Raw genomic sequence first — 22,010 nt, 5'->3', positions numbered from 1 at the left:
GGCCGGAGCGGAGGTGGTTGGTGCGGGTGCGTCGCGGCGGGCCCTCAGGCCTCGCGCTCGCGGACCGGGAACGTGTGGCCTTCCGACTCCAGCACTTCCCGCGTGGCGCGGTAGCCTTCCTCCAGGAAGTACGATGTCCGGTCGAAGTCGAAGGTGCCGTATCCTTCCAGGCGCGGACGCACGAACGTCACCGGCGGGCCTTCCCACGTTTCGACCTGCCGCTGCTTCCACTGCGTCGCCATCAGCTGATAGACGCGCTGGTGGATGCCGACCAGGCCGTTCTCCAGGATCGAGGACGCCGACGCCGAGCCTTCCGCACCGGCGTCGATCGCGATGATCCGCGTGGCACCCCGCGTCTTTGCTCGCGCGAGCGGCAGCGTGTCCAGCACGCCCCCATCCACGAACAGCCGGTCATCGATCGACGCGGGGGGAAAGAACAGCGGCAGCGCACAGGTCGCGTAGATCGCATCGTCGAGCGGGACGTCCTGGCGACCGCCGGCCCCGAACCACACCATCTCCCCACTCTCCAGGTCCACTGCGTTCATCGACAGCGGCAGCCGCAATTCTCCAAACGTCCGCACCGGCAGCAGCCGGGAGATGTATTCACGGAACGGGACGTCGTGGAATACGGCCGGCTGGCGGATCCCGTTCAGCAGCACCGCCCACCGGTTCAGCGCCACGATATCCGTCCGCCCCAGGGCCAGTGCACGGGCCGTCAGCGTGTCCGGCCCCTCACCAGCCGCGATCAGCGTCCCGATCAGCCCGCCGATGCTCGTGCCGATGATCTCGTCCACCTCGATGCCGGCCTCCAGCAGCGCGCGCCAGGCGCCGACGTGCGTCAGCCCCTTGATCCCGCCTCCGCCCAGCACCAGTACGACTCGGGACATCCAGCCTCCAATCGGGAACGGACAGCGAGCACGGACACCGACGCCGCTCCACGTGTTGCGCGCGCCGCGGAATCGACCGAACTGTGCCCGTCTGCCCTGAGCAAATTAACCCGCCAGTGTCCGAAGTGCGCGGCCGTTGTCGAATCCCATCCGGCGCCCGTTGACACCCCCCGCCGCTTGGGGTACGTTGCGGTGTTGATATCCAGAATCATTCTTGAAAACGACCGGATACAATGAGCGAGCCGCTGCTGAAGATCGAGAATCTGCACGCCGTGATTGCCGAGGACGGCACGGAGATCCTGCGTGGCGTGGACCTGGAGATCGGGACGGGCGAGATCCACGCGATCATGGGCCCGAACGGATCGGGCAAGAGCACGCTGTCGAAGGTGCTGAGCGGCCACCCCGCGTACGAGGTGACGGACGGCGCGGTGTGGTTCAAGGGGGAGAACCTGCTGGAGCAGGAGGTCGACGAGCGTGCGCGTTCGGGGATCTTCCTGGCGTTCCAGTATCCCGTTGAAATTCCTGGCGTATCGATCGCGAACTTCCTGCGTGCGAGCGTGCAGGCGGCGAACCCGGACGAGGAAGTCGACATTTTCGATTTCCAGGAGACGCTGCAGGAGCGCATGGCGCTGCTGGAGATGGATGTGGCGTTCGCACAGCGCTCGGTGAACGAGGGCTTCAGCGGTGGTGAGAAGAAGCGCAACGAGATTCTGCAGCTGGCCATGCTGGAGCCTGCGCTCGCGGTGCTGGACGAGACGGACTCGGGCCTGGACATCGATGCGCTGAAGGTGGTCTCGAGTGGTGTGAACAAGCTGCATGAGGAGCGACCGGAGATGTCGTTCCTGGTGATCACGCACTATCAGCGGATCCTGAACTACATCCGTCCGACGCACGTGCACGTGATGGTCGACGGCCGGATTGCTCGCTCGGGCGGTTTCGAGCTGGCGGAGGAGCTGGAGGCGCGCGGTTACGAGGAGTACCGGGGCGAGCCGGTCGTTGCGCAGCCGTGAATGATCTGCACATGCGGGCCCCGGCACCGTGCCCGGGCCCGGGTCCGTTCCGGCGGGCTCACAGCCAGGAGTAGAGATGCCAGAGAATGAAACGATCGCCGGTCTCGGCCTGGAAGAGTACAAGTACGGGTTCGTAACCGAGGGCAAGCCGGTCTTCAAGGCGCGTCCGGGTCTGGACGAGGAGATCGTCCGCGAGATCTCGGCGCACAAGAACGAGCCGGAGTGGATGCTGAACTTCCGGCTGAAGGCGCTGAAGATCTTCGCGGCGAAGCCGATGCCGACGTGGGGCGGCGACCTGTCGACGCTCGATGCGACGCTGGACGAGATCTACTACTACATCAGGCCGCAGGAGCAGATGGAGCGCTCCTGGGACGACGTGCCGCAGGAGATCAAGGACACGTTCGAGAAGCTCGGCATTCCCGAGGCGGAGCGTAAGGTGCTCGCGGGTGTCGGAGCGCAGTACGAGTCCGAGATGGTTTACCACTCGCTGAAGAAGGAGTGGGAGGAGAAGGGCGTCATCTTCGAGTCGATCGAGGATGGGCTGCGTCTCTACCCGGATCTTTTCAGGGAGTACTTCGGCACGGTGGTGCCGCCGCAGGACAACAAGTTCGCCGCGCTGAACAGCGCTGCGTGGTCGGGTGGCAGCTTCGTCTACATCCCGAAGGGTGTGACGGTCGACATCCCGCTGCAGGCGTACTTCCGCGTGAACGCGGAGCGGATGGGGCAGTTCGAGCGCACGCTGATCATCGTCGACGAGGGTGCGAACGCGCAGTACATCGAGGGGTGCACGGCGCCGTCGTACTCGACGGAGTCGTTCCACTCGGGCGTGATCGAGATCATCGTGAAGCCGAACGCGCGCTTCCGGTACGTGACCATCCAGAACTGGTCGCACAACATGTACAACCTCGTAACCCAGCGGGCGCTGGTGCACGAAGGTGCGCACATGGAGTGGCTGGACGGCAACCTGGGCTCGAAGCTGACGATGAAGTACCCGTCGTGCTACCTGGTCGGCAAGGGTGCGCACGGCGAGATCCTGTCCATCGCCTACGCCGGCGACGGCCAGCACCAGGACACGGGTGGCAAGGTGGTGCACGCGGCGCCGCACACGACGTCACGCATCATCTCCAAGTCGATTTCCAAGGGGACCGGCCGCTCGACGTACCGTGGCCTGTGCAAGATCTACGAGGGAGCCGACGACGCGAAGTCGAACGTCGAGTGTGACGCGCTGCTGCTGAACGACACCTCGCGTACGGACACGTTCCCGTACATCGAGATCGAGGAGCAGAGCGCGAGCGTCGGTCACGAGGCGACGGTCTCGAAGATCGGCGAGGAGCAGTTGTTCTATCTGATGAGCCGGGGGCTGTCGGAGGAGGAGGCCAGCGCGATGATCGTGCGTGGCTTCATCGAGCCGATCGCGAAGCAGCTTCCGCTCGAGTATGCGGTCGAGCTGAACCGCCTCATCGAGCTGGAGATGGAGGGTTCCGTTGGCTGAGGTTCTTACGGCGGTCGAGGGTGCGGCCGCATACAGCAGGGAAGCGGTGGAGAAGCGCTCGGCGAACGAGCCGCACTGGCTGAAGTCGCGCCGGGCGGAGGCGTGGCGGGCCTGGGAAGAGCTGCCGCTGCCGACGACCGAGCTCGAGGAGTGGCGCTACACCGAGGTGTCGCGGCTGAGCTGGGACCAGGTCACGCTCGCGGACCCCGCGGCAAACACGACGTCTGCTGACGCGGCGCACGCGCTGCTGCAGGGGCGCGAAGCGTCGGCCAGGGTGGTCCAGGCTGGCGCTTCGATCGTCTCGATCGAGCTGGACGAAGCGCTCGCGAAGAAGGGTGTGCTGCTGCTCGATATGGCAAAGGCCGCCGACGAGTACGGCGAGCTGATCGAGAAGTACCTGGGCACGCAGGCGGTCCCGGCGAAGCACGGCAAGTTCTCCGCACTGAACGGCGCGCTCTGGACGGCGGGCATCTTCCTGTACGTCCCGCGCGGTGTGCGCATCGACGCACCGATCCGTGTTGCCCGCTACATCGACCAGCCCGGGCTGGCGTACATGCCGCGCACGTTGATCGTCGCGGAGGACGCGAGCAGCTTCGGTTTCGTCGAGGAAATGTCGTCGCCGGACATGGAGGGCACCACCTTCGTGAACGGCGTGGTCGAGGTGATCGCGGCGACGTCCGCGAACGTGCAGTACGTGGCGATGCAGCAGTGGGGCCGGGGCGTGAAGCACCTGTCCACGCAGCGCACGGTCGCCGCGCGCGATGCCAACCTGGACTCGCTGATCGTGAACCTCGGTGCCGACGTGGCACGTGTCGACCTCGCGGCCTCGCTCGAGGGGCCGGGCTCGCGCAGCGACATGCTGGGCCTGTACTTCGGCAAGGGCGACCAGCACTTCGACCACAACACGCGCCAGGACCACCGCACGCCGCACGCGCAGAGCGACCTGCTCTACAAGGGTGCGCTCGACGACTCGGCGCACGCCGTCTTCCGGGGCATCATCAAGGTGTTCCCGAAGGCGCAGCGGACCGACGCGTACCAGACGAACCGCAACCTGCTGCTCTCCCGGGAGGCGAATTCGACGTCGCTGCCGAACCTGGAGATCGAGGCGGACGACGTGCGCTGCTCACACGCGGCGACCGTCGGTCAGCTCGACGCGGAGGAGCTGTTCTACATCATGAGCCGCGGCATCCCGCGCAGCATCGCGGAGCGGCTCGTCGTCTTCGGTTTCTTCGGTGAAGTGCTCGAGCGGCTGCCGATGCCGGCAGTGGTCGAGGAGCTTCGCAGCGCGATCGAGAAGAAGCTTGTCTGACGTGGAGGCTGGCAACTTCGTGCGTGTGGCGGCCGTCGATGACGTGCCGCCCAACGCACTGCACGGCGTGGAGATCGAAGGGAAGAAGATCTGCCTGGCGAACGCGGACGGCCGCATCTACGCGTTCGCCGACAACTGCACGCACCGCGATTTCCCGATGCACGCCGGCACCATCGACGACGGCGAGGTCGAGTGCGCGTGGCATGGTGCGAAGTTCCAGATGGAGAGCGGCCGCGCGACACGGCTGCCGGCAGTGAAGCCGCTCAGGACATATGACGTGAAGGTCGAGGACGGCGGCATCTGGGTGGCGGTCTAGCGCGACCGATACGTTCACGATCACGGCGATGCGATCCGCGTCGCCGCCAGCGCGGCCGCCGCTGTCATGGCGGCCGCAGCGTTCAGGAGGGCCACCGTGGCCACCGTAATGCCGGACATCCATCGGCTGCGCGCCGATTTCCCGCTGCTGGACCAGACGGCGAATGGCAAGCCGCTCGCCTACCTCGACAACGCCGCAACGTCGCAGAAGCCGCGCCCGGTCATCGACGCCGTCAACGAGTTCCTGCTGCAGGACAACGCCAACGTACACCGCGGTCTGTACGACCTGGCCCGCCGTGCGACCGACGCGTACGAGAACGCCCGAGTCCGCCTCGGACGCTTCATCAATGCGCCATCCCCGGACGAGGTGATCTGGGTCCGCGGCACGACCGAGGCGATCAACCTGGTGGCATCGTCATGGGGGGGTGCGAACCTGCAGCCCGGCGACGAGATCATCGTCACCATGCTCGAGCATCACTCCAACATCGTGCCCTGGCAGCTCGTCGCGGAGCGGACCGGCGCCGTGATCCGCTGGGTCGACATCGATGAGCAGGGACGGCTCGTTCTCGAGGAGTATGATCGCCTGCTGAACGAGCGGACGAAGCTGGTAGCGGTCGGGCATGTATCCAACGCACTGGGCACGATCAACCCCGTGCACGCAATCATTGAGAAGGCACATGCGGCAGGCGCGCTCGTCCTGGTGGACGGCGCCCAGGCCGCACCGCACCTGCCCGTCGACGTCCAGGCGCTCGACTGTGACTTTTACGCCCTGTCCGGCCACAAGATGTGCGGCCCGATGGGCATCGGCGTGCTCTGGGCGCGGCGCGAGCTGCTCGACGCGATGCCGCCCTACCAGGGCGGCGGCGAGATGATCGAGTCGGTCTCCATGGAGTGCTCGACCTGGGCCAGGGTGCCGCACAAGTTCGAGGCCGGCACTCCCAACGCGGCCGGCGCCGTCGGCATGGCTGCGGCATGCGACTACATCGACGGCATCGGCCATGACGCGCTCCTCGCGTGGGAGCATGAGCTCGCACGGCACGCGATGGACAGGCTGTCGCAGGTCGAAGGCATACGGCTGTTCGGCCCCGAGAACCTCGAAGAGCGCCTCGCGGTATTTTCCTTTGCCCTGGAGGGCGTGCACCCGCACGACATCGCGACAGTACTGGATGCAGAGGGCATCGCCGTTCGCGCGGGACACCACTGCGCCGGCCCGCTCATGACCCGGCTCGGCGTGCCTGCCACCGCGCGCGCGTCGTTCTACCTCTACAACACCACCGAAGAGATCGACCGGCTCGCCGCGGCACTGATCACGGCGCGCGAGCTGTTCGCAATCGGCTGACACACGTCGCGACCCGCAAACCTGCCATGACGATTGACCGCTCCACCCCCGCACTCGGCGCGCTGTTCCAGGAGCTGATCCTCGAGCACTACAAGAAGCCGCGCAACCGCGGCGCCATCCCGGACGCGGACGCGACCGTGCACATGAAGAACCCGACCTGCGGCGACGAGATTCATCTCGGGCTGAAACTGGATTCCGACGGTCGCATCTCGGACGTGAAGTTCCTGGGGGAGGGCTGCTCGATCTCACAGGCGTCGGCATCGATGATGACGTCGCTGCTCGTGGGGAAGACTCCGTCCGAGACGCATGAGCTGGGAGCGCGGTTCGCCGCGATGATGCACGGCGATGACGCTGCGGCCAGCGACCGCGCGCTGGGAGACACGCGCGCGCTCGCGGGCGTGGCGAAGTTTCCGGTGAGGGTGAAATGCGCGCTGCTGGGGTGGGATGCAGTCGCAGAGGCGTTGAAGAAGGTGAAAGCCAGGTAGGAACGGCGGAACTGCTCGGGCAGAGTTGTGGGAGAGCGGAACTGCTCGGGCAGAGTTGGCGCGCACGCGCCCGCGCCCGGGCAGGTGCGAGCATCGTAGGCGGGTAGACTGAACAGTGTTCGCGCCCCGATGTTTCCTTCAGTTCGCCGCCGTGCGGGTTTCCAGCGAGCGGATCATCGAGATCAGCATCGCTACGATGCGTGCGGCCGTTCGCTTCAGCTCCTCGACATCCCCGCTCTTGAGCCCTGCGCAATCCACAAGCTCATCGAGCGAGGCCGCACATTCGGTGGCCGAGGCGCGGGCGATCTGATAGAAATGAATTTTGTCCGGAACTCTCCACTTGCCGGCACCTTCGGCGATGTTGCGGCTCACGGACATGGACGCGCGTCTCAGGTTGTCACGTGAATCCGCGTGCCCCCGCGGTAACCGACCGAGCAGGCGAACCACCTCGCGGTTCAGCTCCCTCGCCAGTTGGTACACCTGCAGCTTTTCGTGATCGAAGTAGTAGTCCATGATCCCCCTCCCAGTGAACGTTGATCGTCGAGAGGGGCTCGAGCATAGCGAAACCCGCCATCAGCAATCAGCCATCCGCAGAAGCACTCGCCATACTCGCACCTGCCCGGGCGCGGGCGCCTGCGCGCCAACTCTGCCCGAAGGCAGCTCGCAGTCCGTCGGCGTGGGCGCGGCGCGCGCCACGGTCGAGTACAGACGGGTGTCCGGAATTGCAGAGCGAGACAGCACACAACCGGCTCGCCGCGACCGCTCCCCGCCTTGCAACCCGCCCTTCCACGCCCCAAGCTTCCGCAACCCGCTGTAAGGAGGCCGCATGGCGGAAAACGGGCGTAGAGTCGCGATCGTCGATGGCTGCCGGACCCCCTTCAGCAAGGCGGGCTCCTATTTCCGCGATATGTCTCCCACCCAGCTCGGCACCGTCGCCGTCCGTGAGCTTCTGTCCAGAGCCGACCTGGTGCCGGATCAGATCGATGAGCTGGTTTACGGCGTCGTGGTCCCGAACATCGACGCCCCCAACGTGGCGCGTGAGGTGGGACTTGCTGCGGGGATCCCGCCGACCAAGCCAGCGTTCAGCGTGAGCAGGGCGTGCGCGTCTGCGAACCAGGCGATCACCTCGGCCGCGGACCAGATCCACCGGGGGCATGCCGACATCATGATCGCCGGTGGCGTGGAGGTGCTCAGCGATGTACCAATGCTGCTCTCGAAGAAGCTGCGTGGTGCACTCCTCACGGCATCGAAGGCGAAGACGGTCGCGCAGCGGGTCAGTGCGCTCGCGGGCGTGAGGCCGAAGGACCTGGCGCCGCGCACGCCGGCGATCGCGGAGCCGTCGACGGGCGAGTCGATGGGCGAGAGCGCCGAGCGCATGGCGAAGGAGAACGGCATCTCGCGCGAGGCGCAGGACCGGTGGGCACTGCGCTCGCATCAGCTTGCGCAGCAGGGTCATGCGGACGGGCGGCTCAAGGAGGAGATCGTTCCCGTCTTCATCCCGCCCGACTACGAGGAAGTGGCGGACACCGACAACGGCATCCGCGGCGACACGTCGCTGGACAAGCTCGCGTCGCTCAAGCCGGTCTTCGACAGGAAGTACGGCACCGTCACTGCAGGCAACGCATCGCCGCTCACGGATGGCGCATCGGCGGTGCTGCTGATGGACGAGGAAAAGGCGAAGGCGCTGGGGTACGAGCCGCTCGGCTACATCCGCAGCTATGCGTACAGCGCGCTGAACCCCGGTGCACAGCTGCTGCAGGGTCCGGCATATGCCGCGCCGGTCGCACTGGAGCGCGCCGGCGTGACGATGCAGGACATCGAGCTGTGGGAGATGCACGAGGCGTTCGCGTCGCAGGTGCTTTCCAACCTGCAGGCGCTGGATTCCGACGAGTTTGCCCGCCGCGAGCTGGGACGCGACCGGAAGGTCGGCATCCTGGACGAGAGCCGCATCAACGTGATGGGCGGCAGTATCGCGATCGGGCACCCGTTCGGCGCCACGGGAGGACGCCTGACGATCACGCTGCTGCGCGAAATGCGGCGTCGCGGTCTTGGTCTCGGCCTGATCACCGTCTGCGCTGCGGGCGGGCTGGGCTTTTCGATGGTGGTCGAGCGCTGAACGCGCCGAAGCACTACCCCTGACGGAGGGAGAGAATGTCCGCGGAATTGCTCGAACGCGAGGATCTGACGGTCTACGTCCTGGCGGGCGTGCCGAAGTCGTTCAAACGCAAGCTGTCGAAGATCATCGAGGACGAGTCCAGGGGCGAGGGAGGCGTCGTGCAGCTCGACGAGGAGCTGCAGGAGTGGGTGCTCGCACAGCTCCGTGACGAGAAGCGCCAGCCGCGCGATCGCACGCCGGCGTCCAAGGCGCTGTGGCGCGCGTTCAGCGCACTGTCCGCCGCGCGCTACCACCTGCAGGACCATCCCGCGGAGGAGGATCGCGTCCGCGAGCTCCGGCGCATGGTCGAGGACCTGTGGCGCGAGATCAGCCCGATGTTCGAGGACGACACGCCGCCGACCGAGTGAGCACCGCACAGACGCAGCAGCCGGGAACGACGGGGTCCGTGCGACGCGGCCTGTGGGCCGGCGTCGCGGTGTTCGCTGTCGTACTGCTGCTGCCGCTTCCTCTGCCGCCGGCGGCACAGCGGACCGCCGCGGTCGCTGCGCTCATGTCGGCCTGGTGGCTGACGGAGGCAGTGCCGCTGGCGGTGACGTCGCTGGTGCCGCTCGTGCTCTTCCCCGCGCTCGGCGTGCTCTCCGCCACCGACGCAGCGGCGCCCTACGCCAATCCTGTCGTCTTCCTGTTCCTGGGCGGGTTCGTAGTCGCCATGGCCATGCAGCGGTGGGGGCTGCACCGCCGCATGGCGCTCGCGATCGTCGCCCGGGCGGGCGCGCGGCCGCACACGCTGGTGCTGGGCTTCATGCTCGCAACCGCGTTCCTCAGCATGTGGGTCTCCAACACCGCGACGGCCGCGATGATGATCCCGATCGGCCTCGCGCTCGCCGAGCTGCTGCGGCCGCCGGAGACGGACAACGCAGCCTTCCCCTTCGGCACCGCTCTCATGCTCGGGATCGCGTACGCCGCGACGATCGGTGGCATTGCCACGCTGATCGGCACGCCGCCGAACGCTGTCCTCGCCGCATCGGCCGTGGAGCTTGCCGGTCGCACCATCAGCTTCACGAGCTGGCTCACGGTCGGCCTGCCAGTGACGCTGGTGCTGCTGCCGGCTGCCTGGGCGCTCCTGGTTTTCGTGCTGTTCCGCTCGCCCGCGCTGCCCGCCGGCGCGCACGAGATGCTGCAGATCGAGCGACGTCGCCTGGGACCGCGCAGCCGTGCGGAAACGATCGTTGCCGTCGTGTTCACGTCGATGGCCGTTGCGTGGCTGCTGCGCCAGCCGAAGCAGATCGGTGACGTGACGCTGCCGGGGCTGACGTCGCTTGCGCCCTGGATCGATGATGCGACCATCGCCATGGCAGGGGCGGTGCTGCTGTTCCTGCTGCCGTCCGGCGAGCGGCGGCCGATCCTGGTGTGGGAGGACACGCGCGAGCTGCCGTGGGGGGTGCTCATCCTCTTTGGCGGCGGACTCTCACTGGCGCGGGCGTTCGACGATTCCGGTCTGACGACCGCATTCGGCGAGATGGTCGTCGCATTCCACACGCTGCCGCTCTGGCTGCTGATCGGCGCAACCGCTGCACTGTTCATCCTGCTGAGCGAGCTCGCCTCCAACACCGCCGTGGCCGCCATGGGGATGCCGGTGCTCGCGGCCGCAGGCCAGGGGCTGGGTTACGACCCGATGATCTTCATGGTCGTCGGCGCGCTCGCGTCGTCGGCCGCCTTCATGCTCCCTGTCGGAACACCGCCGAATGCAATCGCGTTCGGGACCGGCTACATCTCCATGCGTGACATGATCCGCGCGGGCGCACTGCTCAACGTGCTGTCCGTCATCGTCTGCACCCTCGCCGCGCTGCTGCTCGGCTCGCGGATCTGAGTCGCGCGAGCCGGCACGCGCGAGCCGGACCACTCGATGGCGGCCGCTGTTCAACCCGTCAGTTCCGCTCGAACACGACCCTGCCACCGACGATCGTGTAGAGCACGTCGACCTCCGGGATCGAAGCGGCATCGACCTCGAGCAGATCGTGCGAGAGCACGACGATGTCCGCGAGCTTTCCCGCCTGCAGGGTCCCCAGCCTGTTCTCCATGAACGCGGCGTACGCATTCGCCGCCGTGTAGGCGCGCAGTGCTTCTTCGACGCCGATCTTCTGCGCGGGTACCCAGCCCCCCGGGTTGGCGCCATCCGTCGTGCGCCGTGTTACTGCGGCGTACACGCCGAGCAGCGGATCGATGGGAGCCACGGTCCAGTCCGAGCCGAAGTGCAGGCCCGCACCGGCATCGAGCAGCGAGCGAAACGCGTATGTGCGCTGAATGCGGTCCGGCCCGATGCGCTTCTCTGCCCAGCGGCCATCGTCGATCGCGTGGTACGGCTGCATCGACGGCAGCACACCGAGCGATTGGAACCGGCCAATGGCTTCGCGGCTCAGGTGCTGAGCATGCTCGATGCGGAAGCGGCGGTCGCGTGCGCCATTACGCGACGCCGCCTGCTCGAAGGTGTCGAGCAGCCAGTCGTTCGCGCGGTCGCCGATCGCATGCACTACCACGTGCAGCCCCGCGGAGTCGGCGCTGACGATCTGTGTGCGCAGCTCCGCCGTGTCCGTGACCATCAACCCGGACGTGCCCGGCTCGTCCTGGTACGGCTCGTAGAACCATGCCGTCGTCGAGCCGAGCGAGCCGTCTACAAAGCCCTTGAGCCCGCCCCAGCGGAGCAGATCGTCCCCGCGCCCCTCCCGCGCCACGAAAGCGGCGAGCTGCTGCCACTGTGCAATCGGCACCAGCGAATAGATGCGCATGCGCAGTGCGTCGCGCTCCGCTGCGCGCCGGTACGTCTCCAGTGCGCTGAAGCTGCCCATGTCGTGGATCATCGTGACGCCGCGCTCCAGCGCATGCTGCTGTGCGCGCTCGAACGCCTCGTCCAGCTCCGCCTCCGACGGCTCCGGCTGCACCGCGAACACCAGGTCCATCGCCGCATCCTTGAGCACGCCGGTCGGCTCGCCGCCAGCGTCGCGCACGATCGTGCCACCCGGCGGGTCCTGTGTCGCGCGCGTGATGCCGGCGAGCTCCAGCGCCGCGGTGTTGGCGAGCATCATGTGACCGTCCAGCCGCTGCACGGCGACGGGGTGCTCCGGTGTGAGCGAATCGATCCAGGCGCGCTCCGGCAGGGCACCACCCCACAGCTCGTGGTCCCAGTCGCCGCCGGTGATCCAGCGACCTGCGGGCTGCGTGGCCGCGAACTCGCCGATCCGACGTGCGAACTCTTCCGGCGTGGCGGCGTCACGCAGGTCCACACTACCGAGCTGGAAGCCGCCGCCAATGAAATGCGTGTGCCCGTCGGCGAAGCCCGGCATCACGAAACGGCCGTCCAGGTCGATGATGCGTGCGTCGGCCCCGGCGTGGGCGCGTACTTCCTCGTCCGTACCGACGTGGAGGATGCGACTGTCGCCGATCGCGACCGCCGTTGCACGCCCACCGTCAGGCTCGCCCGTCCATACCGTGCCCCCGACCAGGACCAGGTCGGCCTGTTGCGCTGGAGCCGAATCTGTCGCAGGCGCGCACGCGACGATGGCCGCCAGGCAGATGGCAGGTGCGGAGCTGAAGGCGCGGATCTTCATGCGTTCTTCCTGTGACCGGGTGAGTTGCGGCTTCTGTCTTCTCGGCGCCGATGCGACGTCGCCAGCGTGGAGCGCGCGATTCGTTACGAAATCGTCATCGCATTCCACCGCTCCAGCCGTCACGCCGTGGCATCCCTGCGCGTTCTTGCAGTGGACATCGGGGAGCCTGCTGCCCGCGTCCGGCACACCTCGTGCGAAGCGATGCCGTGGCATTTCGCGCCGCGCATCAACAACGGGAGATTTCCGATTCGTACTCTCAGCGTCAGCATCCTGGCAGTTGCAGCAGTCGCAGCGAGCCTGATCATCACGCGTGGTCGTGATGAGCAGGACGCGACAGCGCTCGTACCGGCGGGTGAGACCCAGCCGGCCGAGCAGTCGCTCGCTGCGATCCGCGCAGCCGGGCTCTAGCACTCCGCGGCAACCGCGGCTGCGCCATCATCGCAGCCGCGGAATCGGTATGCGCCGACGACGGCGCTGCGCGCAACATCACCAGCGCGCGGCTCGAGCGTGCTCGTCCCTGATGGGGCAGCACGCTCTGTCAGTTCTGTGGCGGAGATTCCGACGAGTGATCGTGGATGATGCGCCAGGCATCCGCCGTGCGCACCAGCACCAGCGTGAACATCCCCGTCGACGTCTGTCGATTCGTGCTCCGATCCTTCAGCACGTACCGGCCGCGCGCGAGAGCGTGATCACTGCCGAGCGGACGCACGTGAATGTCCTCGAACGAAAGCAGCCCCTCCGGCCGGCCCATGCTCCAGTAGCTGCGCAGATAGCGCGCCCGGATCTCGTCGACGCCGAACGAGACGTCACTGCCGACGAAGGCGGTTTCCGGTGAGTCGAGGTAGTCGTCGAGGAAGCCGTTCAGGTCGCCACGATTCCAGTCCTCGGCGGACGCGCGCAGCATGGCGGGAACGGCAGTCGCGGCGTCGGACTCTGCCGGCGCCGGCGCGCCCGTCGCGCAGCCGGCACTCAGCAGCAGCAGCGAAAGGAGAACGCGCTCAGTCGAAATGCGCGCGGTTCTTCTCGATGTAGTTGGTCCACTCGGGTGGAACATCGCTGTCCGGGAATATCGCGGTGACCGGGCACTCCGGCTCGCATGCACCGCAATCGATGCACTCGTCCGGATGGATGTAGTACTGATCCTCGCCCTCGTATATGCAATCCACCGGGCAGACCTCGACGCAGCTCGCGTCCTTGGTCCCGATGCAGGGTTCAGCTATGACGTAAGGCATGACATTATCTCGAAAAAAAGCGACTCGTGCATAAGGCTGCACAGGCTGATAGTGCAGGCCAGCTCCCTGCGACGCAAGCAGCGGGCTACGACGCGGACGGGTCGGCGCCGCGCTCCCGCTCCAGCCGCCGCGCAAACGCCTCGGCCCACCGGCGGTAGCGCGCTCCGATGCGTCCTCCGGTCCACTCGGCGACCGGCAGGTAGGCCGACAGGATGCTCCCGTACAGCGGCTCCCATTCCTCGCGCGGATAGAGGTGCAGGTGACGGGCATGGTCGAGGCGCTCGACGAGCGCCACCATGCGGGCGTCGTCACCGGCCGTCACGAGCGCCTCGCGCAGTGCGTCGTCGTCCTCCGAGCCGGAAGGCACCGGGACGCGTGCGAGCAGCTCCTGCATGCGACGTCCCGCGTCCAGCACCAGCGTGGCATCACCCTGCGCGCTGACGATCGCGCCGGGCGCCGCCGCCAGTGCGGGGTGCCAGGTCTCCAGAAGCGCCCCCGCCATCAGGACAGCGTCGTCACGGATCTCCGCGTCATCGAGCAGGATCAGGACGGTGCGCCCCGGGTGCAGGTACCGCACGTCCTTCGGCTGCAGCGCGTGACGCGGCACCAGCGCGGTGATCACGGCCTGCTGAACGCGCAGGGCCGCGTCCGGCCCCATCAGCCGATCGACGCTCACGCGCACCCGCTCCGCCATGGACAGGCCCCGCTCGTGCGGTACCAGCGCCCCCGTTCCCTCCACCTCACCGCTCCCTGTTGATCGTGACCCCGTGCCGCAGCTCGCCCCGACGGTTCCGATCATCCGGGGTTCGCCGTCCGCCCCGACCGCCCTGCCGGCCCCGATCACCCGTTGTTTCGCTGTTCGCCCCGACCGCCCTGCCGGCCCCGATCACCCGTTTTTTCGCTGTTCGCCCCGACGGCCCCGACGGCCCCGACGGCCCCGCCCCCTAGTCGTGCTCCCACTCCACGTCGCCTGCCCCCCCGCGGTGGTTTGCCAGCCGGGCGAGCGCAAAGAGCAGGTCGGAAAGCCGGTTCAGGTAGATGATCGCTGCGGTCGGCACGTTCTGCTCCGCCGCAAGCGCGACGACGCGGCGCTCCGCGCGCCGGCAGACCGTGCGTGCGTGGTGCAGCGCGGCGGCATCGGGGCGTCCCCCCGGCATGATGAAGACGCGCAGCGGCGGCAGCTCCGCGTCGGCCTCGTCGATCCATCGCTCCATCTCCGCCGCGCGTGTCTGCGGCAGCGATGGCAGGTGCCTGGCAGCCGGCGATGCGGCGTCCGGCGTGGCGAGGTGTGCACCGATCGCGAACAGGTCGGGCTGCAGCCGCTGCAGGCGCGCCCGGATGCCGTCGTCTTCCATGAACGCGATCGCAACGCCGAGCACTGCATTCAGCTCATCCACTGCGCCGTACGCCTCGACCCGGATGTCGTCCTTGGCAACGCGTCCGCCGCCGAACAGGCCGGTGCTGCCGTCATCACCCGTGCGCGTGTAGATCCGGTTGGTCACTGTGCCTCCTGGGTGACGGCGGCCTCGAGCAGCGCGAGGGTGCCCTCGTCCGCGTCCAGTCGCGCGCGGACGCCGAGCGGCAGCGTCCAGTTGTTGTGCACGTGCCCGAAAGGGAAGCCGCTGGCGACCGGAACGCGCGGCGGTTCCAGCAGCTCCGCGAACAGATCCTCAATCGTGCGACCGGGCTCGTCGCCGCAGCATTCCGTGAACTGGCCGAGCACGATGCCGCTGACCCCTTCCAGCACGCCGGCCAGGCGGAGCTGCGTGAACATGCGATCGATGCGGTAGAACGACTCGGCGACTTCCTCGACGAACAGCAGTCGGCCGCGCAGCTCCGGCTGCCATGGCGTTCCGATCAGCGAGGCCAGCAGCGACAGGTTGCCACCGCTCAGCTCGCCCTCCGCGCTGCCGCCCCGGACCGTGACCGGTCGGTCGCGGTCCGGATCGAGCGGAAGCATGCCGGCCGGCTCCGCGTGGAACAGCACGCGCCGCAGCGCCGTCTCCGAGAATTCCGGGAACTCGCCGCCCGCATGGGGGCCGTGGAACGACACCACACCGCTGCGCAGCAGGGCGAGGTGCACTGCGGTATTGTCGCTGAAGCCGATGTATGCCTTCGGCGAATGAGGCGGCAGCTGCCGGAGCTCGGCGAGCGTGCGCATGGTGCCGTATCCGCCGCGCAGCGCCCAGACCGCGTCGATCGACGGATCCATGAGAGCGTCGCGCAGATCGCGCGCGCGCTCTTCGTCACGTCCCGCGAGGTAGTCCATCCGTCGCCGTGCGGCCTCGCCGAGAACCGGCTCGACGTCGAGGCGCCCGCAGTTCTCGAGAGCCCGCTGGACCCGCTCGTCGTCCACGGGGCCGGCTGGCGCGACCAGCGCGACACGCGCGCCCGGCCGGAGCCTCGGCGGTCGCACTGGCGTCATGCGAGCTCTGCCGGCTCAGCCTGCCGCCGTGCTGTCCGGTGGAGCAACGGCGGGCGCCGGCGCGGACGGGTCGGGCGCAAAGCCGAGCCAGTAACCGCTGAACACGGGAACGTACAGGTTCGCGTCGCCGTTGCGCCGGTACAGCTCAACGCCGCCGTACTCCGCGACGCGCTCCAGCGTGCGGGCGTCGATGCGTATCGGATCGCCTGCGACCGTATAGGATGTGCCCTCGAGCACGACGGGCTCGCCACGTGCATACCAGTCGAAATCAGTGAGTACATAGTAGACGCGGTCCGGCATCGCATCCGCGTCGGCGGGCGCCGTCGATGGCCCCGAAAACGAATCTGCGGTGAGCGGCGTCGCCATTTCGGTGGCCGGAACGGTCCGTTCCTCGCGCAGCGGCTCATCGCCGCTGCTGCATGCCAGCGGCAAGGTACCCGCCGCGAGGGCGAGGGCAAGCAGAGTGACGGCGATCGGTTTCATGACGTGTTGCAGTGTGCAGGCGGCATGCCTCCCCAGGCACCGGGCCGCCAGCTATCTTTTGCGCTGACTCCAGCCCGGGGGAGCGATGAACGTACCGGATCGCCAGGCCATCGACGAAGCGAACCGGCTGTACTGGGACAGCGACGTCTCCGTCGCGGACATCGCGGACCGGCTCGGCTGGTCGCGCCGTGCGCTGTACGATGCGATCGAGCCGCTGCCCACCGACGCCAGCTGCGACCAGTGCGGCGCTCCCCTCGTCTTCCTCAACCGCTCCGCCCGCAGCTCTGCCACCACCACCTGCGTCTCCTGTGCGGCGCGCGCGGACGAGGAGGCGGAGCCGGCCGGTGAGGCGGAGGAGGACGTGGAGATGGTGCGGGCGTACGCAGCGGAGGCGCGCGATCGTCGAGAGCGCATCATTGCGGCGGGTGCTGCAGGCCTGATCGGCGCCGCCGTGGGCTCGGCGGTCACCTTCCTGCTGGTTCGCAGGCAATGAGCGTGTGAGCCGGCAGCCCCTGCGCGGCGACGAACTACCCGCGCCGGCGGGTGCCATCCCCGGCCCCGCATCGCACGCACTCGCCACCCGACTGCGCCGCGTCGAGTCGCGCAACATCACCCAGCTCAGCGAGACGTTCCCCGTCTTCTGGACCGAAGCGCGCGGTGCGGCGGTGCGCGACGCGGACGGCAATGTCTTCGTCGACGTGACCGCGGGCTTCGGCGTCGCGCATGCCGGTCACTCGCATCCGGCCGTTGCCGCGGCGATCGCACGCCAGGCCGCGCAGCTGGCGCACGGCCTCGGCGACGTGCACCCGCCCGCGATCAAGGTCGCGCTGCTCGAGCAACTCGCCGCGATCACGCCGGGCGATCTCGGTGTCACCATCCTCGGCAGTGCGGGCGCCGAGGCGGTCGAGGCCGCACTCAAGACCGCACGGCTGCGAACCGGGCGGAGCGGCATCATCGCCTTCGAAGGTGCCTACCACGGGCTGACCGGCGCTGCCCTCGCGGTCACGCACCGCAGCGATTTCCGCCAGCCGTTCGCCAGCCAGCTGTTCGCCGGCGTGCGCCACGTGCCCTACCCCGCCACCGACGCTGACCGGGCCGAGCATGCAGACGATCCAGCGTCGCACCCGACCAACGGCGGGACCGTGAACGACGCCAGCCTGCAGGATTCCCTGGATGCCGTCGACCGGGCGATCGAGGCCGCGGAACGCACGTCGCACCCGATCGGCGCGATCCTCGTCGAGCCGGTGCTCGGCCGCGGCGGCATCGTCGTGCCGCCAGCGTCGTTCCTGCCGGAACTGCGCGAGCGCTGCGACGGCCAGCGCATTCTCCTGATCCTGGACGAGATCTACACCGGCGTCGGACGCACCGGACGCTGGTTCGCATGCGAGCACGTCAGCACCGTGCCTGACATCCTGGTGGCCGGCAAGGCGCTCACGGGCAGCGTGCCCCTCAGCGCCGCGATCGGGACCCATGACGCCATGGAGGCCTGGCCGACCTCCACCGGTGAGGCGATCCACACCAGCACGTTTCTCGGCAACCCGGTCGCCTGCGCGGCCGCCCTCGCGCAGCTGGGGGCCATCGAGAACGAGGGCCTGGTGGAGCGCGCGGGGGAGACCGGCGCGGCGATACGCGAGCGGACGGAGCACTGGGCGCAGACCATCCCCGGCGTGGAGCGCGCCCACGGCATCGGGTTGCTCCAGGCAGTCACGTTCCGCCGCCCGAGCGCCCCTGCGGTGATGGAGGAAGCGCTGCGGCGCGGCGTGCTCGTCCTTCCCGAAGGACCGGACGGCCGGACGCTCGCAATCACGCCGCCAGCCGTGATCACCCGCGCTCAGCTCGACGCCGCGCTCGAGGTCCTGGAGCACGCGATCCGCTCGCAGGCCTGAAGGCCGCAAACTGCTCCGACCATTGCCTTTTGGGCGTACCGAAACGAATTTTGAACCCGTCGAATGCCTTCGAATACCGTACTGTTGACGGGTGCGACCGGCTTCGTCGGCACGCACGCCGCGGAGGCCTTCGCCGCGCAGGATGTCACGGTCCGCGCGCTCGTCCGTCATACCAGCGACACCAGGCGACTGCAGGAGCTTGGGGCTACCGTCATTCCGGGTGAGTTGACGGACGCGGAGCTCGTGGCGGGTGCGGCGGACGGAGTCGTCAGCGTCGTCCACATGGCGGCGCTCACACGGGCACGGTCTTCGGCCGAGTACGATGCAGTAAATGAGCGTGCGACACGGACGCTGATTCGCGCGCTGGGACAGATGAATCGGCCACCGCGCCGTTTCGTGTACCTCAGCTCTCTCGCGGCCGCCGGACCCAGCGCCCGGAGCGAGGTGGCCGCGGATACCGCGCCACGTCCCATTACGGCCTACGGTCGCAGCAAACTGGGCGGGGAGGTGGCATGCGCAGAGGAGGCCGGCTCATTCGAGACCGTCATCATCCGCGCTCCGGCTGTGTACGGGCCGCGTGATCGTGACCTGCTCCCCTTCTTTCAGCTGGCGCAGCGTGGCGTGCTGCCGCTCCCCGGCAGCCCGGATCGGCGGCTCCAGCTCGTCCACGTGCAGGATCTGGCCCGCGCGGTCGCGAATGCTGCAACACTTTCGGGTGTCAGTGGCGTATACCATGTCGCCGAGCCGCGCGCGTACACGTGGGCGGAGATACTCGAGCTGATGGCCGGCGCCGTGGGGCGGCCGGGTCGGACGGTGCCGCTGCCGGCGTCCGCACTGCGAGTCGCGGCAGCGTTGAGTGAATGGGGTGCCGGCCTGCTGGGCCGGGCCACCATTTTCAACCGGGACAAGGCAGAGGAGCTGCTGGCGCCCGGATGGTTGTGTGACACGGAGCCGGCTCTGCGCGATCTCGCCATCGCACCGCGCCCGCTCGCCGAGGGGCTGGCTGATACGGCCCGCTGGTATCGGGAACACGGATGGTTGTGAGCCTCGGGCTGCAGCCGTTTCTGGAGAATTCATGAGTCTATTCGAGAAAGCCTACCGCTTCACGAAGGCACGCGAGGTCATAGCGTCGGGCTATTACCCGTACTTCGCCGCGATCGAGGAGTCGTACGACACCGAGGTCGTGATCCGCGGTGAGCGCAAGGTGATGTTCGGCTCGAACAACTACCTCGGGCTGACGCACCATCCGAAGGTGCTGGATGCGGCGGAGACGGCGCTGCGCCGGTTCGGGAGCGGGTGCACGGGGAGCAGGTTCCTGAACGGCACGCTGGCCCTGCACGAGGAGCTCGAGGAGCGGCTTGCCCGCTTCGTCAACCAGGAATCCGCGCTGGTGTTCAGCACCGGTTTCCAGACCAACCTCGGCGTGATCTCGACGCTGGTCGGGCGCGACGATCACGTGTTCAGCGACAAGCTGAACCACGCCAGCATCATCGACGGCTCGCGCCTCGCGATGGGCACCGTGCACCGTTACCCGCACGGCGACCTGCGCTCGCTGGAGCGCGAGCTCGCGCGCACCCCGTCGGAGGCCGGCAAGCTGATCGTGACGGACGGCGTGTTCTCGATGGAGGGCTCGATCGTGGATCTGCCCGCGATCGTCGCGCTCGCCGAGTTCTACGGCGCGGAAGTCATGGTCGATGACGCGCACAGCTTCGGCGTGCTCGGCGAGCTGGGCGGCGGCACCGCGCAGCACTTCCATCTCGAGGACCGCGTCTCGCTGATCATGGCGACGTTCTCGAAGTCGCTCGCGTCGATCGGCGGCATGATCGCCGGGCCGGAGGACGTGATCCACTACCTGAAGCACCATGCGCGGCCGCTCATCTTCAGTGCGAGCTGTCCAGCGGCGTCGGTCGCGTCGGCGATTGCTGCACTGGACGTGATCGAGAGCGAGCCGGAGCGACGCGCGCGCCTGTGGGAGAACACGGCGCGCATGCAGGACGGCCTGCGCTCGCTCGGCTACGACATCGGAGAGAGCGAGACGCCGATCATTCCCATCCAGGTGGGCGAGATGGAGCGCATGCTCGTCTTCTGGAAGGAGCTGTTCGACGCGGGTGTCTTCTCCAACCCGGTAACACCGCCTGCGGTGCCGGAGAACTCGTGCCGGCTGCGCATCTCCGTCATGGCGACGCACACGGACGAGCAGATCGACTTCGCACTCGACGTGTTCGCCAGCATCGGCAAGCGCGTCGCCGTACTGTGAGCGGCGCGGCACCGTCCGCCCCATCCAGAACCGCTGCAGGCGGCGCTGTCGAGGTCCGTCCGGTCACCAGCCGGGCGGACCGCGCGCGTTTCATCGACATGCAGTGGCGGATCTACGCGAACGACCCGAACTGGGTCCCGCCGCTGCGCATGGCCGTGCGCGACCTGCTCGATCCCGCGAGGCACCCGTTCCACCAGCACGCGGAGATGCAGTGCTTTCTCGCGCTGCGCGACGGTGAGGCCGTCGGCCGCGTCTGTGCGGTCGTGAACCATCGCTCGAACGAGTTTCACGACGAGAAGGTCGGCACGTTCGGGTTGTTCGAGACGATCGACGACGCGGACGTGGCGCGCGCACTGCTGGACGCGGCCGCAGATTGGCTGCGCGGCAGGGGCATGCGGCTCATGCGCGGGCCGATGAACCTGTCCACCAACGACGAGCTGTACGGCCCGGGCGTCCTCATCAATGGGTTCGATACGCCGCCGACGGTGATGATGGCGCATGCGCCCCGATACTATCAGTCCCTCGTCGAAGGCTCCGGACTCGAAAAGGCGCGCGACCTGATCGCGTACTGGATGGATGCGCCGGAGCCGCCGCCGCGGCTGCGGCGCATGTACGATCGACTGAGGCGCACGGAAGGAGTTCGCATCCGGTCGCTGAACATGAAGCGACTCGATGCGGAGATCGACCTGATCCTGCAGATCTACAACAGCGCATGGGAGCGGAACTGGGGGTTCGTTCCGTTCACGGAGGACGAGATCCGGCATCTCGCGAAAGAGCTGAAGCCGGTCGTCGCACCGGAATACTGCCCGCTCGTCTTCGTGGATGACGAGCCGGTCGCGTTTGCCCTCGCCCTGCCGGACTTCAACCAGGCGTTGCACCATCTCGACAGCGGACGCCTGCTGCCGTTCGGTATCTTCAAGCTGCTCTGGCACCGCCGTAACATCGATCGCATCCGCGTGCTGACGCTGGGCATCAAGCCCGGCTACAGGAACCGCGGCTTCGATGCGGCGATGATCGCGCACATCATGATCGAGTCAGGCAAGCGCGATCAGGCGCGCGGTGAGTGCTCCTGGATCCTGGAGGACAACCTCGAGATGCGGAACGCCATCGAACGCGCCGGTGGACACGAATACAAGCGGTACCGCGTTTACGAGAAGCAGCTCCAGTAG

At 67.9% G+C, this 22,010-nt stretch carries 24 protein-coding genes; 15 read left to right on the top strand and 9 right to left on the bottom strand.

Annotated features, from left to right (window positions below):
* Nucleotides 1-44: 44 nt before the first annotated feature.
* Nucleotides 45-887 carry a patatin-like phospholipase family protein gene (locus VFU06_14730; protein ID HEU5210646.1) on the bottom strand — a complete coding sequence of 281 codons (843 nt, stop codon included), beginning with the start codon at nucleotides 885-887 and terminating at the stop codon, nucleotides 45-47.
* A 233-nt stretch (nucleotides 888-1,120) separates the two neighbouring features.
* On the opposite strand from VFU06_14730, the gene sufC reads away from it, so the two are divergent.
* The 6 genes from sufC (at nucleotide 1,121) to VFU06_14700 (ending at nucleotide 6,837) form a co-directional block, all read left to right on the top strand.
* Complete coding sequence (gene sufC / locus VFU06_14725) at nucleotides 1,121-1,897, top strand: Fe-S cluster assembly ATPase SufC (protein HEU5210645.1); 777 nt, start codon at nucleotides 1,121-1,123, stop codon at nucleotides 1,895-1,897.
* 76 nt (nucleotides 1,898-1,973) lie between these two features.
* Nucleotides 1,974-3,389 carry a Fe-S cluster assembly protein SufB gene (sufB, locus tag VFU06_14720; GenBank protein HEU5210644.1) on the top strand — a complete coding sequence of 472 codons (1,416 nt, stop codon included), beginning with the start codon at nucleotides 1,974-1,976 and terminating at the stop codon, nucleotides 3,387-3,389.
* Nucleotides 3,382-4,698 carry a Fe-S cluster assembly protein SufD gene (sufD, locus tag VFU06_14715; protein HEU5210643.1) on the top strand — a complete coding sequence of 439 codons (1,317 nt, stop codon included), beginning with the start codon at nucleotides 3,382-3,384 and terminating at the stop codon, nucleotides 4,696-4,698. Before sufB ends, sufD begins: the two co-directional genes overlap by 8 nt.
* A gap of 1 nt (nucleotide 4,699) precedes the next feature.
* Nucleotides 4,700-5,014: a non-heme iron oxygenase ferredoxin subunit gene (locus tag VFU06_14710; GenBank protein HEU5210642.1), complete on the top strand. Its 315-nt coding sequence runs from the start codon at nucleotides 4,700-4,702 to the stop codon at nucleotides 5,012-5,014.
* 108 nt (nucleotides 5,015-5,122) lie between these two features.
* Nucleotides 5,123-6,352 carry a cysteine desulfurase gene (locus tag VFU06_14705; GenBank protein HEU5210641.1) on the top strand — a complete coding sequence of 410 codons (1,230 nt, stop codon included), beginning with the start codon at nucleotides 5,123-5,125 and terminating at the stop codon, nucleotides 6,350-6,352.
* Between the two features lie 26 nt (nucleotides 6,353-6,378).
* A complete protein-coding gene (locus tag VFU06_14700) occupies nucleotides 6,379-6,837 on the top strand; it encodes an SUF system NifU family Fe-S cluster assembly protein (GenBank protein ID HEU5210640.1) in 459 nt (152 codons plus the stop codon).
* 138 nt (nucleotides 6,838-6,975) lie between these two features.
* On the opposite strand, the gene VFU06_14695 is transcribed toward VFU06_14700, so the two are convergent.
* A complete protein-coding gene (locus tag VFU06_14695) occupies nucleotides 6,976-7,350 on the bottom strand; it encodes a four helix bundle protein (GenBank protein ID HEU5210639.1) in 375 nt (124 codons plus the stop codon).
* A gap of 313 nt (nucleotides 7,351-7,663) precedes the next feature.
* Here VFU06_14695 and fadI point away from each other — a divergent pair, with 313 nt between their 5' ends.
* Genes fadI through VFU06_14680 form a run of 3 tightly spaced genes read left to right on the top strand, consistent with a single transcriptional unit; the run spans nucleotide 7,664 to nucleotide 10,823 of the window.
* Nucleotides 7,664-8,953 (top strand): acetyl-CoA C-acyltransferase FadI, encoded by a 1,290-nt coding sequence (gene fadI, locus VFU06_14690; GenBank protein HEU5210638.1) that lies wholly within the window; start codon nucleotides 7,664-7,666, stop codon nucleotides 8,951-8,953.
* A 35-nt stretch (nucleotides 8,954-8,988) separates the two neighbouring features.
* Entirely contained in the window at nucleotides 8,989-9,360 is a 372-nt protein-coding gene (locus tag VFU06_14685) for a hypothetical protein (GenBank protein HEU5210637.1), read from the top strand.
* Nucleotides 9,357-10,823, top strand: coding sequence for an SLC13 family permease (locus VFU06_14680; GenBank protein HEU5210636.1), 1,467 nt, complete (start codon nucleotides 9,357-9,359; stop codon nucleotides 10,821-10,823). Before VFU06_14685 ends, VFU06_14680 begins: the two co-directional genes overlap by 4 nt.
* A 58-nt stretch (nucleotides 10,824-10,881) precedes the next feature.
* On the opposite strand, the gene VFU06_14675 is transcribed toward VFU06_14680, so the two are convergent.
* Nucleotides 10,882-12,558 carry an amidohydrolase gene (locus VFU06_14675; GenBank protein ID HEU5210635.1) on the bottom strand — a complete coding sequence of 559 codons (1,677 nt, stop codon included), beginning with the start codon at nucleotides 12,556-12,558 and terminating at the stop codon, nucleotides 10,882-10,884.
* 66 nt (nucleotides 12,559-12,624) lie between these two features.
* Between VFU06_14675 and VFU06_14670 the strand changes: the two genes are divergently transcribed.
* Nucleotides 12,625-12,966 (top strand): hypothetical protein, encoded by a 342-nt coding sequence (locus VFU06_14670; protein ID HEU5210634.1) that lies wholly within the window; start codon nucleotides 12,625-12,627, stop codon nucleotides 12,964-12,966.
* A gap of 130 nt (nucleotides 12,967-13,096) precedes the next feature.
* Here the strand turns inward: VFU06_14670 and VFU06_14665 are convergent, their stop codons facing one another.
* The 6 genes from VFU06_14665 to VFU06_14640 form a co-directional block, all read right to left on the bottom strand.
* A complete protein-coding gene (locus VFU06_14665; protein ID HEU5210633.1) occupies nucleotides 13,097-13,612 on the bottom strand; it encodes an SgcJ/EcaC family oxidoreductase in 516 nt (171 codons plus the stop codon).
* Nucleotides 13,557-13,790 carry a ferredoxin gene (locus VFU06_14660; protein ID HEU5210632.1) on the bottom strand — a complete coding sequence of 78 codons (234 nt, stop codon included), beginning with the start codon at nucleotides 13,788-13,790 and terminating at the stop codon, nucleotides 13,557-13,559. The genes VFU06_14665 and VFU06_14660 overlap by 56 nt, the downstream gene beginning before the upstream one ends.
* A gap of 85 nt (nucleotides 13,791-13,875) precedes the next feature.
* Entirely contained in the window at nucleotides 13,876-14,529 is a 654-nt protein-coding gene (locus tag VFU06_14655; protein HEU5210631.1) for a hypothetical protein, read from the bottom strand.
* Nucleotides 14,530-14,734: 205 nt separating this feature from the next.
* On the bottom strand, nucleotides 14,735-15,292 hold the full coding sequence (locus VFU06_14650) for a cob(I)yrinic acid a,c-diamide adenosyltransferase (protein ID HEU5210630.1): 558 nt from the start codon (nucleotides 15,290-15,292) through the stop codon (nucleotides 14,735-14,737).
* The gene (locus VFU06_14645) at nucleotides 15,289-16,215 is read right to left on the bottom strand and encodes an LD-carboxypeptidase (protein ID HEU5210629.1); all 927 of its coding nucleotides are present in this window, start codon (nucleotides 16,213-16,215) and stop codon (nucleotides 15,289-15,291) included. The genes VFU06_14650 and VFU06_14645 overlap by 4 nt, the downstream gene beginning before the upstream one ends.
* 15 nt (nucleotides 16,216-16,230) lie before the next feature.
* Nucleotides 16,231-16,698 carry a hypothetical protein gene (locus tag VFU06_14640; protein HEU5210628.1) on the bottom strand — a complete coding sequence of 156 codons (468 nt, stop codon included), beginning with the start codon at nucleotides 16,696-16,698 and terminating at the stop codon, nucleotides 16,231-16,233.
* Between the two features lie 85 nt (nucleotides 16,699-16,783).
* Between VFU06_14640 and VFU06_14635 the strand changes: the two genes are divergently transcribed.
* From VFU06_14635 to VFU06_14615, 5 genes are all read left to right on the top strand, one after another.
* Nucleotides 16,784-17,191: a hypothetical protein gene (locus VFU06_14635; protein ID HEU5210627.1), complete on the top strand. Its 408-nt coding sequence runs from the start codon at nucleotides 16,784-16,786 to the stop codon at nucleotides 17,189-17,191.
* Between the two features lie 4 nt (nucleotides 17,192-17,195).
* Entirely contained in the window at nucleotides 17,196-18,584 is a 1,389-nt protein-coding gene (locus tag VFU06_14630) for an aminotransferase class III-fold pyridoxal phosphate-dependent enzyme (protein HEU5210626.1), read from the top strand.
* 63 nt (nucleotides 18,585-18,647) lie between these two features.
* Complete coding sequence (locus VFU06_14625; protein HEU5210625.1) at nucleotides 18,648-19,628, top strand: NAD-dependent epimerase/dehydratase family protein; 981 nt, start codon at nucleotides 18,648-18,650, stop codon at nucleotides 19,626-19,628.
* A gap of 31 nt (nucleotides 19,629-19,659) precedes the next feature.
* Nucleotides 19,660-20,841 carry an aminotransferase class I/II-fold pyridoxal phosphate-dependent enzyme gene (locus VFU06_14620; GenBank protein HEU5210624.1) on the top strand — a complete coding sequence of 394 codons (1,182 nt, stop codon included), beginning with the start codon at nucleotides 19,660-19,662 and terminating at the stop codon, nucleotides 20,839-20,841.
* A gap of 98 nt (nucleotides 20,842-20,939) precedes the next feature.
* Nucleotides 20,940-22,010, top strand: a complete 1,071-nt coding sequence (locus VFU06_14615) for a hypothetical protein (GenBank protein ID HEU5210623.1) — start codon at nucleotides 20,940-20,942, stop codon at nucleotides 22,008-22,010.

Source organism: Longimicrobiales bacterium, from assembly GCA_035764935.1.
Taxonomy (GTDB): Bacteria; Gemmatimonadota; Gemmatimonadetes; order Longimicrobiales; family RSA9; genus DASTYK01.
Note: the sequence above shows the minus strand (reverse complement) of the source record. Positions and strands in the feature narration are given on the sequence as shown.